14 protein-coding genes and 2 tRNA genes are annotated in these 16608 nt (G+C 61.4%); all 16 read right to left on the reverse strand.

What is annotated here, in order from left to right; translation table 11 throughout:
* Window positions 1-58: 58 nt before the first annotated feature.
* The 16 genes from DOM58_RS12475 to folP all read right to left on the reverse strand — a co-directional run bounded on the left by DOM58_RS12475 (window position 59) and on the right by folP (window position 16461).
* Window positions 59-1426, reverse strand: a complete 1368-nt coding sequence (locus tag DOM58_RS12475) for an aryl-sulfate sulfotransferase (RefSeq protein ID WP_223162180.1) — start codon at window positions 1424-1426, stop codon at window positions 59-61.
* A 191-nt stretch (window positions 1427-1617) separates the two neighbouring features.
* A complete protein-coding gene (locus DOM58_RS12480; RefSeq protein WP_110693122.1) occupies window positions 1618-2250 on the reverse strand; it encodes a cysteine hydrolase family protein in 633 nt (210 codons plus the stop codon).
* A gap of 83 nt (window positions 2251-2333) precedes the next feature.
* A complete protein-coding gene (locus DOM58_RS12485; protein WP_110693123.1) occupies window positions 2334-3923 on the reverse strand; it encodes an ABC-F family ATPase in 1590 nt (529 codons plus the stop codon).
* Window positions 3924-4103: 180 nt separating this feature from the next.
* Complete coding sequence (betC, locus tag DOM58_RS12490) at window positions 4104-5618, reverse strand: choline-sulfatase (protein ID WP_110693124.1); 1515 nt, start codon at window positions 5616-5618, stop codon at window positions 4104-4106.
* 291 nt (window positions 5619-5909) lie between these two features.
* Window positions 5910-6179 carry a 30S ribosomal protein S15 gene (gene rpsO, locus DOM58_RS12495; protein ID WP_075560513.1) on the reverse strand — a complete coding sequence of 90 codons (270 nt, stop codon included), beginning with the start codon at window positions 6177-6179 and terminating at the stop codon, window positions 5910-5912.
* A 137-nt stretch (window positions 6180-6316) separates the two neighbouring features.
* A complete protein-coding gene (gene truB, locus DOM58_RS12500; protein WP_110693125.1) occupies window positions 6317-7243 on the reverse strand; it encodes a tRNA pseudouridine(55) synthase TruB in 927 nt (308 codons plus the stop codon).
* Window positions 7243-7680, reverse strand: coding sequence for a 30S ribosome-binding factor RbfA (rbfA, locus tag DOM58_RS12505; protein ID WP_110693126.1), 438 nt, complete (start codon window positions 7678-7680; stop codon window positions 7243-7245). Before rbfA ends, truB begins: the two co-directional genes overlap by 1 nt.
* A gap of 66 nt (window positions 7681-7746) precedes the next feature.
* Window positions 7747-10272, reverse strand: coding sequence for a translation initiation factor IF-2 (gene infB, locus DOM58_RS12510; RefSeq protein ID WP_110693127.1), 2526 nt, complete (start codon window positions 10270-10272; stop codon window positions 7747-7749).
* Window positions 10273-10299: 27 nt separating this feature from the next.
* Window positions 10300-11793, reverse strand: coding sequence for a transcription termination factor NusA (gene nusA / locus DOM58_RS12515; RefSeq protein WP_075560509.1), 1494 nt, complete (start codon window positions 11791-11793; stop codon window positions 10300-10302).
* Between the two features lie 121 nt (window positions 11794-11914).
* Window positions 11915-12376, reverse strand: a complete 462-nt coding sequence (gene rimP, locus DOM58_RS12520; protein WP_075560508.1) for a ribosome maturation factor RimP — start codon at window positions 12374-12376, stop codon at window positions 11915-11917.
* A 175-nt stretch (window positions 12377-12551) separates the two neighbouring features.
* Window positions 12552-12628 (reverse strand) — tRNA-Met (locus DOM58_RS12525).
* A gap of 151 nt (window positions 12629-12779) precedes the next feature.
* A tRNA-Leu gene (locus DOM58_RS12535) sits at window positions 12780-12866 on the reverse strand.
* Between the two features lie 84 nt (window positions 12867-12950).
* Window positions 12951-13331: a preprotein translocase subunit SecG gene (gene secG / locus DOM58_RS12540; protein ID WP_075560507.1), complete on the reverse strand. Its 381-nt coding sequence runs from the start codon at window positions 13329-13331 to the stop codon at window positions 12951-12953.
* Window positions 13332-13335: 4 nt separating this feature from the next.
* Window positions 13336-14085: a triose-phosphate isomerase gene (gene tpiA, locus DOM58_RS12545; protein WP_110693129.1), complete on the reverse strand. Its 750-nt coding sequence runs from the start codon at window positions 14083-14085 to the stop codon at window positions 13336-13338.
* A gap of 79 nt (window positions 14086-14164) precedes the next feature.
* The gene (glmM, locus tag DOM58_RS12550) at window positions 14165-15550 is read right to left on the reverse strand and encodes a phosphoglucosamine mutase (RefSeq protein ID WP_110693130.1); all 1386 of its coding nucleotides are present in this window, start codon (window positions 15548-15550) and stop codon (window positions 14165-14167) included.
* Window positions 15547-16461 carry a dihydropteroate synthase gene (folP, locus tag DOM58_RS12555; protein ID WP_245392256.1) on the reverse strand — a complete coding sequence of 305 codons (915 nt, stop codon included), beginning with the start codon at window positions 16459-16461 and terminating at the stop codon, window positions 15547-15549. Before folP ends, glmM begins: the two co-directional genes overlap by 4 nt.
* Between the last annotated feature and the right edge of the window lie 147 nt (window positions 16462-16608).

A 16608-nucleotide genomic window follows, 5' to 3' on the forward strand; every position in this document is an offset into this window, starting at 1 on the left:
CTCATCTGCATCCGGCCGGCGTGCGACGGCTTGCCGTCACGCCGGCCGGGCGAGAAGCTCAGGTGCCGGAAGGCGCGTCGGGCTGGCCCGGATGGCAGCCGGGCGCCGCCGGATAGCGACCGCAGTCCGGCTTCACCGCGGTTTCCTCGTGGGGCGTGCCGTCCGGTGCCCAGTCGTAATCCACCAGCTGCGCGCGATAGACCTGATTGGTGACGTAGTCGTCCTCAGGCATCGATTTGCCGAAGAACGGGCTGACGTACTCCCACACAATCTCGCCTTCCGACGTGATCTGAAATAGACGGCCGTTCTGGCCCTCGTCGATCAGCGTATTGCCGTTGGGCAACCGACGCGCGCTCGAGATGAACGAACTGTAGAAGGTGTAAGGCGAGCGCCCGGACATGTCGCCGGAGTACTGCCACACGATCTTGTCGCTGGTCGGATCGACCTCGATCACGCGGGACGAAGAGAAGAACCCCTGCTTCGACGGCGGGAAGCCCGCATTGCCCTGGTTGTCGAAGATCAGCAGGTTGCCGGCGCCCGGCAGGCCCTCCGGAATGATGTGCACATCGTGCGAGCCCACGGTCTGGTCGACCGGGCGTCCGAGCTTGCCGGTCAATTGCAGCGCTGGGAAATCCGGCCCCATGCGCCAGACGATCTCGCCGCTCTTGCGATCGACAATGAAAGTGACGTTGGCATTGCGCGAGTTGATCAGGATATTGTCCGGCGCGAAGCGCTCGTCGCCGTCGTCATACCAGTGATTGGGCCCGACCGGCACCGCGGTATTCAGATGCAGGAAGTCCGGATCCTCGGAATCCTTGAGCGAGCGCAGCCGTTCGTCGGAGAAACCCATCTCATCAAGGTGGTCTCCGGCCGTCCAGGACCAGACGACTTTGCCGTCCGCATCGACCTCTTCCACCGCGTTGTCGATGATCTCGTAGTCGAAACCGTTGAGTTCCCGTATGCCGGCGGTCATCACCAGGTTGTTGCCGTTGGGCAGGCGGCGCATATCGTGATGCTGATAGATCGGGTCCTGCTGACTGCCCCACTGCCATTTCACCTCACCGTCCCAGTTCACTTCCGCGACCGAGGCGTTGGTCAGGCCGTTACCGGGACTGGCATGTTCAGGCGGTTTTTCGGCCCGCGCCAGCTGCACCAGCAGATGGCCTTTTTCGCCGTCGGCCTGATCGACGGAGAGCGGGATCGGAGGAAAACCTTCGTAGTCCCAGCGGTGAACCTCGTTGCCGTTCATGTCGATCAGGTGCGTCTTGAGATCGCCGCCGGGAAACAGCACGAAGCCGTTGTAGGCCCGCTCGGGATCGTAATAGGTGGTACCGGTCGGGAAACTGCTGGGCAAGGCAATGGCTGCGGTCGCCACGGTCGTCAACATGGCACCCAGTAATACCGAAACCGATCTTGCTCGTGACATCATCGCTCGTCGCTCCTTCGTCGAGTCCCGCCGTGCGCGGGTGTGGCCGGCACTGCGGTGTCGGCGAAATCCACTTGGCCGATGATAAAAGTCGTTGATCGCCATCGGCTTTACGATAGATCTTTAAGAGATATCTTTACATAAGACCCTCGCGACGGCGTTTCTCTCCCGGACCCGGAAACGTTTCGCGCCTACGCGGCGCCCGGGAGTAATCCGGCGAATTCCTCGCTGGTCATCGGCCTGGAGAACATCGGGTAGTCGTAGGCGATGGCGGCATCGTGCTCGGCTTCGCTGGTGGCGGCGACGGCATCGGTCAGCGTCAGCACCTCGAAACCCTTCTCGTAGCCCGAGCGCATGGTCGATTCGACGCAGCAGTTGGTCAGGAAACCGGCCAGGGCGATCGTTTCGATACGCTTGCTGCGCAGGATGAAGTCGAGGTTGGTCGAGGCGAAGGTGTCCAGGCCGCGCTTGCCTTCGATGACGATGTCACCGGGCTGCGGCGTGAGTGCCTCGCAGATTTCGGCACCCCATTCACCTTTGACGAAGGTCTTGCCGTCGACGACACCCGCCAGAATACCGTAGGGTCGGGCCGTGATCTCGCCGTACCCCGGCGCGAACTGAATCGGCGCATGGAGAATGCTGACGCCCGCGGCACGCGCTCTGGCGACCAGATCCCGGGTCTTGGCCAGCATGTCATTGCCCGCCATCACGCCTTTCACGGCGTCGTGAAGCGCGCCGCCTTCAGAGGTGAAATCGTTCTGGAATTCGATCAGTACCAGGGCGGTCCTGACCGGATCAATGCGCTGGGGAAGGGCGGATGTCATGGCGGGAAGCTCCTGAAAGGGGATGGACTCGCTGTCGTTTAGCGTAGCCCAAACCCGGTCAGAGAGCGGTAGTGCAGCGAACGCTAGCCGTATACGCCCTGGCTGCGCAGATAGTCGTCGTAGTTGCCGCTGAAATCGACGATGCCGTCCTCTTTCATCTCGATGATTCTGGTGGCCAGCGAGCCGACGAATTCACGGTCGTGGCTGACGAAAATCAGCGTGCCGGGATAGTTGTCCAGTGCCAGGTTGAGCGCCTCGATCGATTCCATGTCGAGGTGGTTGGTGGGCTCATCCATCACCAGCACGTTGGGCTTCTGCAGGATCAGCTTGCCGAACAGCATCCGCCCCTGCTCGCCGCCGGAGATCACCTTGACCGACTTGCCGATGTCATCGTTGGAGAACAGCATCCGACCCAGCGCACCGCGAACGGTCTGCTCGCCCTCGGTGGTCCACTGGCGCATCCAGTCGAACAGCGTCTCGCCGCTTTCGAAGTCGGCGGCGTGGTCCTGGGCGAAGTAACCCACTTCCGCTGCGTCGGTCCACTTCACCTCGCCGGCATCCGGCGTCATCGTGCCGACCAGGCAATTGAGCAGCGTGGTCTTGCCGATGCCGTTGGGGCCGATAATCGCCACCCGTTCGCCGGCTTCGATCTGCAGGCCCAGGCGATCGAACAGTACGTTGTCGCCCCACGCCTTGGAGAGTTTCTCCGCCGTGAGCGCATGGCGATGGATCTTCTTGGTCTGCTCGAAACGGATGAACGGGCTGACTCGCGACGACGGCTTGACCTCGTCGAGCTGGATCTTGTCGATCTTGCGCTGACGCGATGTCGCCTGCTTGGCCTTGGAGGCGTTGGCCGAGAAACGGCTGACGAACTGCTGCAGCTCGGCGATCTCGGCTTTCTTCTTGGCGTTTTCGGAGTGCAGGCGCTCGCGAGCCTGGGTCGCGGCGATCATGTACTCGTCGTAGTTGCCCGGGAACAACCGCAGCTCGCCGTAGTCGAGATCCGCCATATGGGTGCAGACGCTGTTCAGGAAGTGACGATCGTGAGAGATGATGATCATCGTCGAGCTGCGCGCCCGCAGGATGTCTTCCAGCCAGCGGATGGTGTTGATATCCAGATGGTTGGTGGGCTCGTCGAGCAGCAGCACGTCGGGATCGCTGAACAGCGCCTGTGCCAATAACACCCGCAGCTTCCAGCCCGGCGCCACCACGCTCATCGGCTGAGTGTGCTGTTCGAGCGGAATGCCCAGCCCCAGCAGTAGTTCGCCGGCGCGGGATTCGGCGGTATAACCCTCGAGTTCGGCGAAGCGGACTTCCAGATCGGCGACCTTCATGCCGTCCTCGTCGCTCATCGCCGCCTGGGAGTAGATCCGCTCGCGTTCAGCGGCCACCTCCCACAGCTCCTCGTGGCCCATGATCACGGTATCGATCACCCGCTCGTTCTCGAACGCGAACTGATCCTGGCGCAGTTTACCCAGCCGCGTGGTGGCATCCTTCATCACCTGGCCGCCGCTTGGCTCCAGGTCGCCCCCCAGAATCTTCATGAAGGTAGACTTGCCGCAGCCGTTGGCGCCGATCAAGCCGTAGCGATGGCCACCGCCGAATTTGACGGAAACGTTCTCGAACAGCGGCTTGGGGCCAAACTGCATGGTGATGTTGGCAGTAGAGAGCACAGCGGGGAATCTCGCGGGAAAGGGCGTGAATGAAACGACGACAGAATGAAAAGACGAAAGCCGAGACAGGCTCGGCTTTCGTCTGGGACGTTCGTCGTAGACAGATTATACGCGGATGCGACGCTCGCTCATACGTCAGGCGCGAAATGATTGCCGCCTCGGCCTCCTGCAGCCGGCGTATCACTCACCGCGGGGGAAGCGCTGGGACTCCTCGACGATGTTGAGATCCATGTGGTTGCGCATGTAGCGCTGGGAAGCGTCCTGCAACGGCTGGTGATCCCACGGATAGTAGTGCCCGTTGCGCAGCGCTTCGTAGACGATCAGCCGCTGTGCCTGGCTTTCGCGAACCTCGGCGTCGAAACGCTGCATGTCCCAGCGCTCGCGGACCTTGGCCTGAAATTCCGCCAGCGTCTTGGCGTAGCCCGGGTCGTCGGCCAGATTGCGGGTCTCGTGCGGATCGGCCTCGAGATCGAACAGCTGCGGCGGGTCGATCTCGCAGTGGTTGAACTTCCACTGGCCTTCGCGAATCGTCACCAGCGGCGCCTGCGTGCCCTCGGCGGCGTACTCCATGTAGACCGGCGTCTCGCGGCTGCCACCTCGCGCCAGCGGCAGCAGCGACTCGCCATCGGTCCAGGGTTCGACTTCGGAGAGATCGATGCCCACCAGATCGGCCAGCGTGGCATTGATGTCGATGGTCGATACCGGCGCCTTGACCGAGCGCGGTTCGAGGCCCGGCGCGGCAATCATCAGCGGCACTCTGGAGGAGCCTTCGAACGGGCTCATTTTGAACCACAGCCCCTTCTCGCCAATCATGTCGCCGTGATCGGAGCAGACCACGATGATGGTGTTGTCGAGCATCCGGGTCCGTTCCAGCACGTCCAGGATCGAACCGACCTTGTCATCGATATAGGAAATATTGGCGAAATAACCGCGGCGTGCCCGACGCACGTCTTCCGGCTGGATATCGAACTTGGTGTAGTCGTTGGCCTCGAAGACCCGCTGACTGTGCGGATCGAGTTCGTCGAAGGGCACCACGTCCTGCTCCGGATCGAGATGCTCGCAGTCTTCGTACAGATCCCAGAATTTGCGCCGCGCGACATAAGGGTCGTGCGGGTGGGTGAAGCTGACGCACATCGACCACGGACGCGCGTCATGCCCGCGGGAGAGATCGAACAGTTTCTGCTCGGCGTGGAAGGCGACTTCGTCGTCGTACTCCATCTGGTTGGAGATCTCGGCGACGCCGGCGCCGGTGACCGAGCCCAGATTGTGATACCACCAGTCGATCCGCTCGCCGGGCTTGCGATAGTCCGGCGTCCAGCCGAAGTCGGCGGGATAGACATCGGTGGTCAAACGCGTCTCGAAACCGTGCAACTGATCCGGACCCACGAAATGCATCTTGCCGGAGAGACAGGTCGAGTAGCCGGCGCGACGCAGGTGATGGGCCCAAGTGGGTACGGCGGACCGGAATTCGGCGGCGTTGTCGTAGACGCCGGTACGCGACGGCAACTGGCCCGACATGAAGGCCGCACGGCCCGGCGCGCACAGATAGCTCGGCGTATAGGCGTTGCTGAAATTGACCGATCGTTTGGCCAACTTCTTGAGATTGGGCGCGTGCAGAAAGTCCGCCGGCCCGTCCTGAAACAACGTGCCGTTCACCTGGTCGGCCATCAGTACCAGAATATTGGGTCGCGTCATGCGTCCTCCTGCGTCGTTGAATTTGTCATTCGAGATAGGCTCCAGCTTGCGCGCCGGGAACGAATCAGTGCAAACGATCAATTCGACGCCTGAGGCCAAGCGAAGCTTGGGCTGAACGTTCCATCACTCATTTGAGCGCAGACCCCCTGATAGCAGGAAGTGGCGCCGCAGGGTCGAGGAAAAACAGGCACCCACAAAAAAGCCCCACCGAGCGGATCGGTAGGGCTCTTTCACCAATGACACCAGGCCATCGGCTGTCGCTAGGACCGCCGGAAGCGGCGGCTCAGCGATTTAGCGGCGCAGGCCAAGCTTCTTGATCAACGCCTGATAGCGTTCGAAGTCCTTGCCCTTGAGGTAGTCCAGCAGTTTACGACGCTGGTTAACCATGCGGATCAGGCCACGACGAGAGTGGTGATCCTGCTTGTGATCCTTGAAGTGACCCTGCAGACCGTCGATGTTGGCGCTCAGCAGTGCGACCTGGACTTCCGGGGAACCGGTGTCGCTTTCGCCCTGACCAAATTCCTTGACGATCTCGGCCTTCTTTTCAGCAGTTAGTGCCATGAAAAACTCTCCAGCAAGCAATATGCCTGAATGATGAATGTCGGAGACCACGCATATTTGCAGCCTCCCGGTTAACCGTCACGAAGACGGGCGCATCGAAGCGATGCTGACAGCATGTCCGTCTGGCCCCAAAAGGCTCAGCTCGGTTCCGCTGCTGTCGTGTCGACCAGACGTCGAGGAGTCACTTCCCCCGGCGCGGTCATCTCGACCAATCCCAGAAAGGATTCGTCGCGATAGAGTCTTGCGGTTGCTCCCGGTGCCAATTGGCTTTCCGGTACCGCCGCCCGCTGACCCAGAAGCAGGCTATGCGCCACGCTTTCCGCGACCTCGAGCGTCGGAAGATGGGCGAGCATGACATCGACCGGCAATAGCTGCGCCAGTCGTTGTTCATCGCTCATCGCCTCGAGTGCCTCGAAGGATAGCCGCCCTTCACTGCCGAACGGTCCTGTTTCCAGGCGCTCCAGCGCGGTGATGTGGGCGCCGAAACCCAGTTCGGCTCCGATATCCTCGGCCAGCGTCCGAATGTAGGTGCCCTTGCTGCAGCGAACCTGCAACCAGAGACCATCGGGCTCCCAGCCGAGCGGGCGCATATCATATATCGTCACGCGTCGCGGCGCACGTTCAACCGTTTCGCCCTGACGCGCAAGCTCGTAGAGTTTGCGCCCCTGATGCTTCAGCGCCGAATACATCGGCGGGATCTGCTCGATCTCGCCGCGGAAACGTTCGAGAGCGGCTTCGACCGCGTCATGATCCAGTCTCGAAGGCAGCGACCGGCGCTCAACCACTTCACCGTCTGCATCGCCGGTGGCAGTCACTTCACCGAATTTGATTCGGGTACGGTAGACCTTGTCGGCTTCGAGCAGGTGAGCGGAGAACTTGGTCGCCTCCCCCAGGCAGACCGGCAACAAGCCGGTTGCCATCGGATCCAGCGTGCCGGTGTGCCCCGCCTTGCGGGCCTGAAACAACCGCCTGGCACGCTGGAGCGCATGATTGCTCGATACGCCCTTGGGCTTGTCGAGCAGCAGCACGCCATTGATGGGCAACCCCTTACGACGCCGAGCCATCAGCGCGACTCTCCATCCTCTTTCCGAGACTCGCTATCGTGAGCCTCGTCTTCCGGAGTCACCTCACCGCCTTCCGGCGGACGGTCCCTGCCGACGGCTTCATCGATCAGGGCCGACAGCTTGTGCCCGCGTACCACGCTTTCATCGTAGTGAAAACGTAGCTCGGGGACGTGACGCAGCTTGATCCGACGCGCGATCTGGGAGCGCAGAAACCCGGCCGCCCGCTTGAGCACGGCCATGTTTTCCTTGACCCGCTCCGGATCGTTCTCGCCCAGCAGCGTCACGTAGATATCGGCGTAACCCAGATCGCGACTGACCGTCACCGAGCTGACCGTGACCATCCCCAGACGCGGATCCTTGATCTCGCGCTGGATCAGAACGGCCAGCTCCTGCTGCAGCTGGTCGGCGACCCGGTCGGTTCGTTTGAATTCGCGCATCGTTGCCTCTCGAGATCCCGCAAGCGCCTATGTCGTAAAACTCAGGCACTCGCGGGATCCTGTCACTTACAGGGTACGCTCGACCTTGACCTGATCGAAGACCTCGATCTTGTCACCGACCTGGACGTCGTTGTAGTTCTTGACGCCGATACCGCACTCCATGCCGTTGCGCACTTCGTTGACGTCATCCTTGAAGCGACGCAGGGATTCCAGCTCGCCTTCGTAGATGACCACGTTGTCGCGCAGGACACGGATCTTCTTGTTGCGGTGAACGGAGCCCTCGACGACCATACAGCCGGCGATGGCACCGATCTTCGGCGCCTTGAACACATCGCGCACTTCGGCAATACCGACGATCTCTTCTTTCCACTCCGGTGCCAGCATGCCACTCATGGCCTGCTTGACCTCGTCGATCAGCTGGTAGATGACGCTGTAATAGCGCAGATCCAGCCCTTCACGTTCGACGATTTCGCGAGCGGAGGCGTCGGCACGGACGTTGAAGCCGACCAAAATCGCTTCACTGGCGAGCGCCAGGTTAGCGTCGGTTCCGGTGATACCGCCGACCCCGGAGGAGACGACCGCGACCTGAACTTCGTCGGTGGAGAGTTCTTCCAGTGCGCCACGGATCGCTTCCAGCGAGCCCTGCACGTCGACCTTGAGGACGACGTTGACCTTGGCGACATCGCCTTGGCCCATCTGGCTGAACATGTTCTCCAGCTTGGCCTTCTGCTGCCGTGCGAGACGAACTTCGCGGTACTTGCCCTGGCGGAAGTTGGCGATTTCACGCGCCTTCTTCTCGTCGGTGAGCACCATGAAGTCTTCGCCGGCTTCTGGCGTACCATCGAGACCCTGGATCTCGACCGGCATGGCCGGACCCACCGTCTCGACCTGCTTGCCGAGTTCGTTGGTCAACGCCCGGACACGACCGTAATGCAGGCCGGCGAGGACGATATCGCCACGCTTGAGCGTACCGTTCTGTACCAGCACCGTTGCCACCGGACCGCGGCCCTTGTCGAGGCGCGATTCGACCACCACACCCTTGCCGGGCGCTTCGGGAACGGCCTTGAGCTCGAGCACTTCGGAAACCAGCAGTACCGCTTCGAGCAGCTGATCGATGCCGTCACCGGTTTTCGCCGAGACCGACACGAACTGGGTATCGCCGCCCCACTCTTCGGAAATCACGCCGTGCTGAGACAGCTCGTTGCGAATCCGATCGAGATCGGCGCCTTCCTTGTCGATCTTGTTGATCGCGACAACCAGCGGCACGTTGGCGGCCTTGGCGTGCTCGACGGCTTCGACCGTCTGCGGCATTACACCATCGTCCGCCGCGACGACCAGGATGACGACGTCGGTCGCCTGGGCACCACGAGCACGCATGGCGGTAAACGCTGCGTGACCCGGGGTATCCAGGAAAGTGACGCCACCATGTTCGCCTTCGACGTGGTACGCCCCGATATGCTGGGTGATACCCCCGGCTTCGCCAGTCGCGACCTTGGTCCGACGGATGAAGTCGAGCAGCGAAGTCTTGCCGTGGTCTACGTGACCCATGACGGTCACGACCGGCGAACGGGTGATCTCGTCGCCTTCATAGGAGATGCCTTCAAGCACTGCGGTCTCGAGCGCATCTTCCTTGACCAGCTTCGGCTTGTGCCCCATCTCCTCGACCACGATCGCGGCAGTGTCCTGATCGATGGTCTGGTTGATGGTGACCGCCGCGCCCATGTTGAACATGGCCTTGATCACTTCGTTGGCCTTGACCGACATCTTGTCCGCCAGCTCGGCAACGCTGATCGACTCCGGCAGGGCGACTTCGCGCACGATCGGCTGAGTCGGACGCTGGAAGCCGTGCTCGTTGTCGCTGCGACCGCGGCGACTGCCGCGACGCTCGGCACGCTTGACCTTCTTGGCACCGGTACCGCGACGACGCTCGGAGCGATCATCGTTGTCGTCACGGCGTCCGCGGCGACCCTGATCACGCTCCTTGTCCTTCTTCGGATGGGCGCGACGATTCTCGGTACGCGGTTCCTTGGGCGGCGCCTCGACGAACGGCTGACTGTTGGAAGTCGGCTCGTTGTCCTCGACCTGCGGCTCCTGAGAAATGTCGGCACCTGGCGCCTGCGGCTCGGGAGCCGGTGCAGCTGCCTTGTTGGAGACCTCCTGGCCGGCACTTTCCTGAACCGACTCGTTGGCCACCTCGGCGCTGGACTGCTGGTCAGCCTGCTGCTGCGCCTGGTCGGCCATGTCGCCAACCAGCTGACGCGGCCCGCTCTCCTCGGCCGGTGCTTCCTCGACCGGTTCCGCATCCCGTTTGACGTAGGTCCGCTTCTTACGCACCTGCACCTCGATGGTCTTGCCGCGCTCGCCCGAACGGATCTTGCTGCGGGTGTTGCGCGTCAAGGTGATGCGATTGCGCGGGCCGCGGCCACCACCGTGACTCTTGGTCAGGTGATCGAGCAGACGTTGCTTGTCTTCTTCGGAGACCGCGTCGCTTTCTTTCTGATGCGGCAAACCCGCATCCTTCATCTGTTCCAGCAAGCGGGACACATCGCGTCCCACCTTGCCGGCAAACTCTTCTACGGTCATGTCTGACATTACGACCCTCCTGAACCCGTGACCACGTTACTCTTCGCTCTGAAACCAAGGCGCACGGGCAGTCATGATCAGTGCCGCTGCGCGCTCCTCGTCCACGTCTTCGATATCCTTCAAATCCTCGATGGACTGTTCTGCGAGGTCCTCCATGGTGACGATGCCACGGCTGGCAAGAATGAAAGCCAGGTGGCGGTCCATGCCGTCCATCGTGAGAAGGTCTTCGGCGGGCTGAGCGCCATCCAGCTGCTCTTCCGACGCGATGGCCAAGTTGAGAAGCTCATCCTTGGCTCGTGCACGAAGTTCCTCGACCAGATCCTCATCGAACTCTTCGATCTCCAGCATCTCTTCGAGCGGCACATAGGCCAGCTCTTCGATCGTCGTGAACCCTTCCTCGACCAGGATACGGGCAACGTCTTCGTCGATCTCGAGATGGTTGATGAAATATTCGACCAGGCTGTCGACTTCCTGCTCGCGTTTACCCTCGGCTTCATCGACGGTCATGACGTTGAGCGTCCAGCCCGTCAACTCGCTGGCGAGCCTGACGTTCTGTCCGCTACGACCGATGGCCTGAGCGAGGTTGTCTTCGCCAACGGCGACGTCCATCGAATGGGCGTCCTCGTCGACGAGGATGGAAGCGACTTCCGCCGGCGCCATGGCATTGATCACCAACTGCGCAGGGTTGTCGTCCCATAATATGATGTCCACGCGCTCGTTACGCAGCTCGTTGGACACCGCTTGCACGCGTGAACCACGCATGCCGACACAGGCACCGACCGGATCGATGCGCCTGTCATTGGTCTTGACCGCGATCTTGGCGCGCGCACCCGGGTCCCGGGCGGCCCCCTTGATCTCGATCAATTGTTCGGCAATTTCCGGTACTTCGATCTTGAACAGCTCGACCAGTACACCCGGCTTGGTCCGCGACAGAATCAGCTGAGAGCCGCGTGCTTCCGCATCGACCTTCCACAGCAGCGCGCGCACCCGCTCGTTCATGCGGTAACGCTCGCCGGGAATCATCTCGCCTCGCGGCAGAAACCCTTCGGCATTCTCGCCAAGGTCAATGATCAGGCCATCACGTGTCGTTTTCTTGACGATACCCGCCACCAGCTCACCTTCCCGCTCGGTGTACTGCTTGACGATCTGGGCCCGCTCGGCCTCGCGCACCTTCTGCACGATGACCTGCTTGGCGGTCTGGGCGGCGATCCGTCCGAACGCCACCGACTCGACCTGATCTTCGATGACATCGCCTGCTGCCAGCGGAGGCTCGCGTTTTTCCGCCTCGGACAGCGGCACTTCGCGATCTTCACTGAGATACTCTTCGTCTTCGACCACGACCCAGCGGCGGAAAGTATCGTACTCGCCGGTGCGGCGATCAATCTGAACGCGAATGCTGACGTCCTGGCCTTCGAAACGCTTGCGCGACGCGCTGGCCAACGCCGCCTCGACCGCCTCGAAAATGACGTCTCGGGGCACGCTCTTCTCATTGGAGATGGCGTCAACGACCAGCAGTATCTCTTTGCTCATGGCTATGCCTCGCCGAAAAACCGGTTCTTGATCTCGAATAACTGAGTCGATCTCGAATGAATGAGTCAGTCTCGAATGTCAGTCTCGAACAACTGGGTTATCGAATAACAGGTGATCGAAATCAGTCGTCGAACTGCGGGACGACGCGAGCCTGATCGATGCTTTCGATGGGAAAGCAGTATTCTTCCGAGTCCATGTGCAGCAGCACTTCGTCGCCGTCGATACCGGCCAAGCGCCCCTGAAACTTGCGCCGACCATCAAACGCGGTGCGTAGCTTGAGCTGCACCACCTGGCCGCGAAAGCGCGAAAAATGATCAAGCGTATAAAGTGGGCGATCGAGTCCTGGAGAGGAAACCTCCAGGCTGTAATTGCCCGGGATGGGATCTTCGACATCCATGACGCCGCTGATCTGGCGACTGACGCCAGCGCAATCATCGACCGAGATGCCGTTGGGGCTATCGATATAGACCATCAGCTTGGAGTGCTTACCCTGAGCCAGATAATCGAGGCCCCACAGCTCGAAGCCCATGGCGGTAACCACCGGCTCGATGAGCGCATACAGTGCTGCGTCCTTGGTGACCACAAACGACTCCTACAGCAGTTGCATCAGGCACCTGACCGGGAGTTGAGAGACATGCAAGGTGCTAGGTGGCTGACTGGCATTGGCGTCAGCAGCGACGTCGACAACGACAACACGTTGAAAACGACAGAGCCGCTAACAAAAAGCCCCTTCTCAGGAAGGGGCCTTTCAAAAAACTTGGTAGCGGGGACCGGATTTGAACCGATGACCTTCGGGTTATGAGCCCGACGAGCTACCAGACTGCTCCACCCCGCAACATCAGGTTGGCGATTATAGAAACGACCTTGAGATGGGTCAAGGAAGGCCGTGATATCGCCCGATTCTTTTTGCCGACATCGGCAATCGGAATCGTCTTGCTGGAACTCTTGCTTTATCGCCCGACTTACCGAATCGGTAAGCTTGGCGATGGTGCCGAAGGCGGGACTTGAACCCGCACGACCATAAGGTCACTACCCCCTCAAGATAGCGTGTCTACCAATTCCACCACTTCGGCATCAGGGGTGTGTAGCACCTAAGCGCTACACCAATCTCGCCACATCTACGGGTCTAGCTAAACGTAGCGAGTTTTCCTTTCCACTCAAGGATTTGACGATTCCTGACCGCCACCTTCCTCGAGTGCTGGCGCAGCATTATTCCCGCTTTGGGCACCATCGTCAAGCGAAGGGGCGCCATTTTGTTGCTGCTCGATCACTTGAGCGTCGGGAATACCACTTTGCGGCGCATTGCCCGCGTTGGTGGCGAAGTATGCGAGCCCCAGCGACGTGACGAAAAACAGCGCCGCCAGACCACCTGTCAGCTTGGACAGAAACCCGCCGCTACCGCGCGAACCGAAGACGGTCTGCGAGGAACCGCCGCCAAAAGCCGCGCCCGCTTCGGCTCCCTTGCCCTGCTGCAGCAGGACAAACACCACCAGTGCGATGGCGGCCAGAACGTGAACCAACAAAATTGCTATTTGCATGAAATCAACCTGCTGACTGACAAATCGCTATAAAATCGTCGACCTTGAGCGACGCTCCGCCGATCAGGCCGCCGTCGATATCTTGCTGCGCGAGCAACGCCCGTGCGTTATCCGCACTCATGCTGCCGCCGTAAAGCAGACGCAGCGACTCGGCCAACTCACGGTCGAAGCCGGCCTGATAGGCGCGAATCGCGGCCATCATCTGCTGAGCCTGCTCCGGTGTCGCAGTACGTCCGGTACCGATGGCCCAGACGGGCTCGTAAGCAAGCGTCATCTGTCGCCGTTGACTCGGCTCGAGCCGGGCCATGACGTAGCCTACCTGACGCAACACGACTTCCTCGGAGTGGCCGGCATCGCGCTCTTCGAGCGTCTCGCCCACGCACAGGATCGGGCTGATCCCAGCCTGAAGCGCGGCGACCACACGCTCGTAAACTTGCTCGTCGCTTTCCTGAAAGAGCTGGCGACGCTCGGAGTGGCCAACCAGCACGTACTCGACCCCGAATTCGCCGAGCATCTGGCCGCTGACTTCACCGGTGCGCGCACCGGAGGACAACGGATTCAGCGTTTGCGCACCCAGGCCGAGAGGCGTGTCCGCGAACGCGCGGCGCGCGGCATCGAGGTAGGGAAACGGAGGATGGATCACCACGTCGGCTGGCGACGGCAACTCAATCTCGGCGAATGCTCGACCAAACGTCTCGACCAATTCCGCCGAGCCGTTCATCTTCCAGTTACCCGCGATCAACGGCTTGCGCATGCAACCTCCCATCGGTGGTGCGACATGGTATAAGAGCCTTGACAGCAAGACAACAAGTGCCGCCGGCTATCTCGTTGGTTCAGGCGATCAAGGTTTCGACGCTATCGGCGATCCGTTGGGCCATGGCTTGAACATCGAATCGTGGCCGTCCTTCCACCATGACCCGGATCAACGGCTCCGTGCCCGACGGGCGCAACAACACCCGACCGCTACCGCCCAGCTCATCTTCGACCGAACTTACCGTCTGGCGCAGCGCCTGGCTGTCCAACAGCGATCTGGCATCGAAGCCCGCGGGCAGTCGAACATTGATCAGCGACTGCGGCGCCTTCTCGAAGCCATCGAGCAGCTGCTCCAGCGGCGCGCCTTCTCGCATCATCACCGCCAACACCTGCAGCGCGGCGACGATTCCGTCCCCGGTCGTCTGTACGTTGCGGCAGACGATGTGGCCGGACGCCTCGCCCCCCAGCAGCCAATCGTTGGCGAGCAGCCGTTCGACCACATATCGATCGCCCACCTTGGCCCGCTCGAAGGGAATGCCCTGTTTTTCGAAAGCCGCCGCCAGACCGAAGTTGGTCATGAGCGTACCCACGACCCCGCCATTGAGCTTGCCCCGGGCGTGCAGATCCCGCGCGATGATATAGAGAATCTCGTCGCCATCCACCAGCTTGCCGTGGCGATCGATCAGCAGCACCCGGTCGCCGTCGCCGTCAAAGGCGATACCCAGGTCGGCCTGGCGTGCCAGCACGGCTTCGCTCAAGCGACCGGTATGCGTCGAGCCTACGTCCTGGTTGATATTGAGACCGTCGGGCTCGCCGCCGATCACGCTGACGTCGGCTCCCAGCTCGCGAAAGACATTGGGTGCGATGTGATAGGTCGCCCCGTGGGCGCAGTCCAGCACGATTCGCAGGCCGTGCAGCTCGAGACGATTGTGGACCGTGGATTTGCAGAATTCGATATAGCGTCCGGCGGCATCGTTGATCCGGACCGCCTTGCCGAGCTGATTCGGCGCCATCGTCTCCAGCGGTCTATCCAGCTCGTTCTCGATCTCCGTTTCGACCTCGTCGGCGAGCTTCAGCCCTTCCGCCGAGAAGAACTTGATGCCGTTGTCTTGGTACGGATTGTGTGACGCGGAGATCACGATGCCAGCATCGGCACGAAACGTCCGGGTCAGATAGGCGATACCCGGCGTCGGCATGGGGCCCAGCAACGACACATCGGCACCGGCGGCCGACAATCCTGCCTCCAGCGCCGATTCGAACATGTAACCCGAGATCCGCGTGTCCTTGCCGATGATCACCTTGGGCCGCGTCGACTGGGAAAACTTGTGCCGCGCCTGATGACCGGAGAGCTTGCGGGCCAGCACCCGGCCCATCGCCCAGCCCAGCTTGAGCATGAAATCGGCAGTGATGGGATACTCGCCGACGGTCCCGCGAATACCGTCGGTACCAAAATAACGTCTACTCATGATCGCTCCGTTCCTGAAGCTGGTCGTTCCTGAAGCTGGTCGTTCCTGAAGCAAGGTCGCTCCTGAAGCACAGTCCAAGCCATATTGATTGCATCCACCGTGGAGGCGACATCGTGCGCTCTGACGATTCTAGCGCCCCGTTCCACCGCCATCACCGCCAAGGCCAATCCGCCGGGGAGTCGCTGGTCGACGGGGCGCCCCAATGTCTGGCCGATCATGCTCTTGCGCGACATGCCCACCAAGAGCGGCAACTCCAGCGCCATCAGCGATTCCAGCCGATTGAGCAGTCGCAGATTATGCTCGAGGGTCTTGGCAAAACCGAACCCGGGATCCAGCAGCAGCCGCTCGCGCCCAATTCCCGCCGCCTCGCAGGCCGCCACTCTTTCGCGGAGAAAATCGGCCACGGCGATCTCGACCGGCCGCTCGTAATGGGGGGCCTGCTGCATCGTTCGCGGCTCACCCAGCATATGCATGAGACAGACCGGCAGCTCGGTGGCCGCCGCTGCCGCCAGCGCACCCGGACGAGTCAGCGAGCGCACGTCGTTGATCAAGCCGGCGCCCGCCTGGGCGATCTCGCCAATCAGTTCCGGGGTGCTGGTATCGACCGATACCAGCGCATCGAACTCCGATACCAGCATGTCGACCACCGGCAATACGCGCTCGCGCTCGACCTCCAGCGGTACGGCCTCGGCACCCGGACGAGTCGATTCTCCACCGACATCGAGGATGGCCGCCCCCTCGTTCAGCAGGCGCTCGGCGTGGCGCCGGGCGGCGTCCAGGCCGTTGTGTCGGCCACCATCCGAAAACGAATCCGGCGTCACGTTAAGAATACCCATGACGCAGGGACGTGAAAGATCGAGAGTGTGATGACCGCAGCGCAGGCGAGCGCCGACGGGTGCCGGGTCAGTCATGAAAATCCGTACTCGCAAAAACGCCCACTCTAGGCAGGCCGGGATCGTCGCGCAACTGGCTCGAAACGCGACAGGGCGCCATTTCTGACGCCCTGTCGCAATTGCTGTCGCTTCCTTATTCGAAGCGCTGTTCTTTCAAGGCAGGCA

Source organism: Salinicola halophyticus (assembly GCF_003206695.1).
GTDB classification, from domain to species: domain Bacteria; phylum Pseudomonadota; class Gammaproteobacteria; order Pseudomonadales; family Halomonadaceae; genus Salinicola; species Salinicola halophyticus.

What these genes read in the sequence shown, in the direction of transcription:
- secG (WP_075560507.1), bottom strand. Translation starts at nt 13,331, where the DNA reads ATGCAAATAGCAATTTTGTTGGTTCACGTTCTGGCCGCCATCGCACTG.
- infB (WP_110693127.1), bottom strand. Translation starts at nt 10,272, where the DNA reads ATGTCAGACATGACCGTAGAAGAGTTTGCCGGCAAGGTGGGACGCGAT.
- truB (WP_110693125.1), bottom strand. Translation starts at nt 7,243, where the DNA reads ATGGCTCGGCGTCGTAAGGGGTTGCCCATCAATGGCGTGCTGCTGCTC.
- tpiA (WP_110693129.1), bottom strand. Translation starts at nt 14,085, where the DNA reads ATGCGCAAGCCGTTGATCGCGGGTAACTGGAAGATGAACGGCTCGGCG.
- glmM (WP_110693130.1), bottom strand. Translation starts at nt 15,550, where the DNA reads ATGAGTAGACGTTATTTTGGTACCGACGGTATTCGCGGGACCGTCGGC.
- DOM58_RS12480 (WP_110693122.1), bottom strand. Translation starts at nt 2,250, where the DNA reads ATGACATCCGCCCTTCCCCAGCGCATTGATCCGGTCAGGACCGCCCTG.
- rpsO (WP_075560513.1), bottom strand. Translation starts at nt 6,179, where the DNA reads ATGGCACTAACTGCTGAAAAGAAGGCCGAGATCGTCAAGGAATTTGGT.
- folP (WP_245392256.1), bottom strand. Translation starts at nt 16,461, where the DNA reads ATGACTGACCCGGCACCCGTCGGCGCTCGCCTGCGCTGCGGTCATCAC.
- nusA (WP_075560509.1), bottom strand. Translation starts at nt 11,793, where the DNA reads ATGAGCAAAGAGATACTGCTGGTCGTTGACGCCATCTCCAATGAGAAG.
- DOM58_RS12475 (WP_223162180.1), bottom strand. Translation starts at nt 1,426, where the DNA reads ATGTCACGAGCAAGATCGGTTTCGGTATTACTGGGTGCCATGTTGACG.
- betC (WP_110693124.1), bottom strand. Translation starts at nt 5,618, where the DNA reads ATGACGCGACCCAATATTCTGGTACTGATGGCCGACCAGGTGAACGGC.
- rbfA (WP_110693126.1), bottom strand. Translation starts at nt 7,680, where the DNA reads ATGCGCGAATTCAAACGAACCGACCGGGTCGCCGACCAGCTGCAGCAG.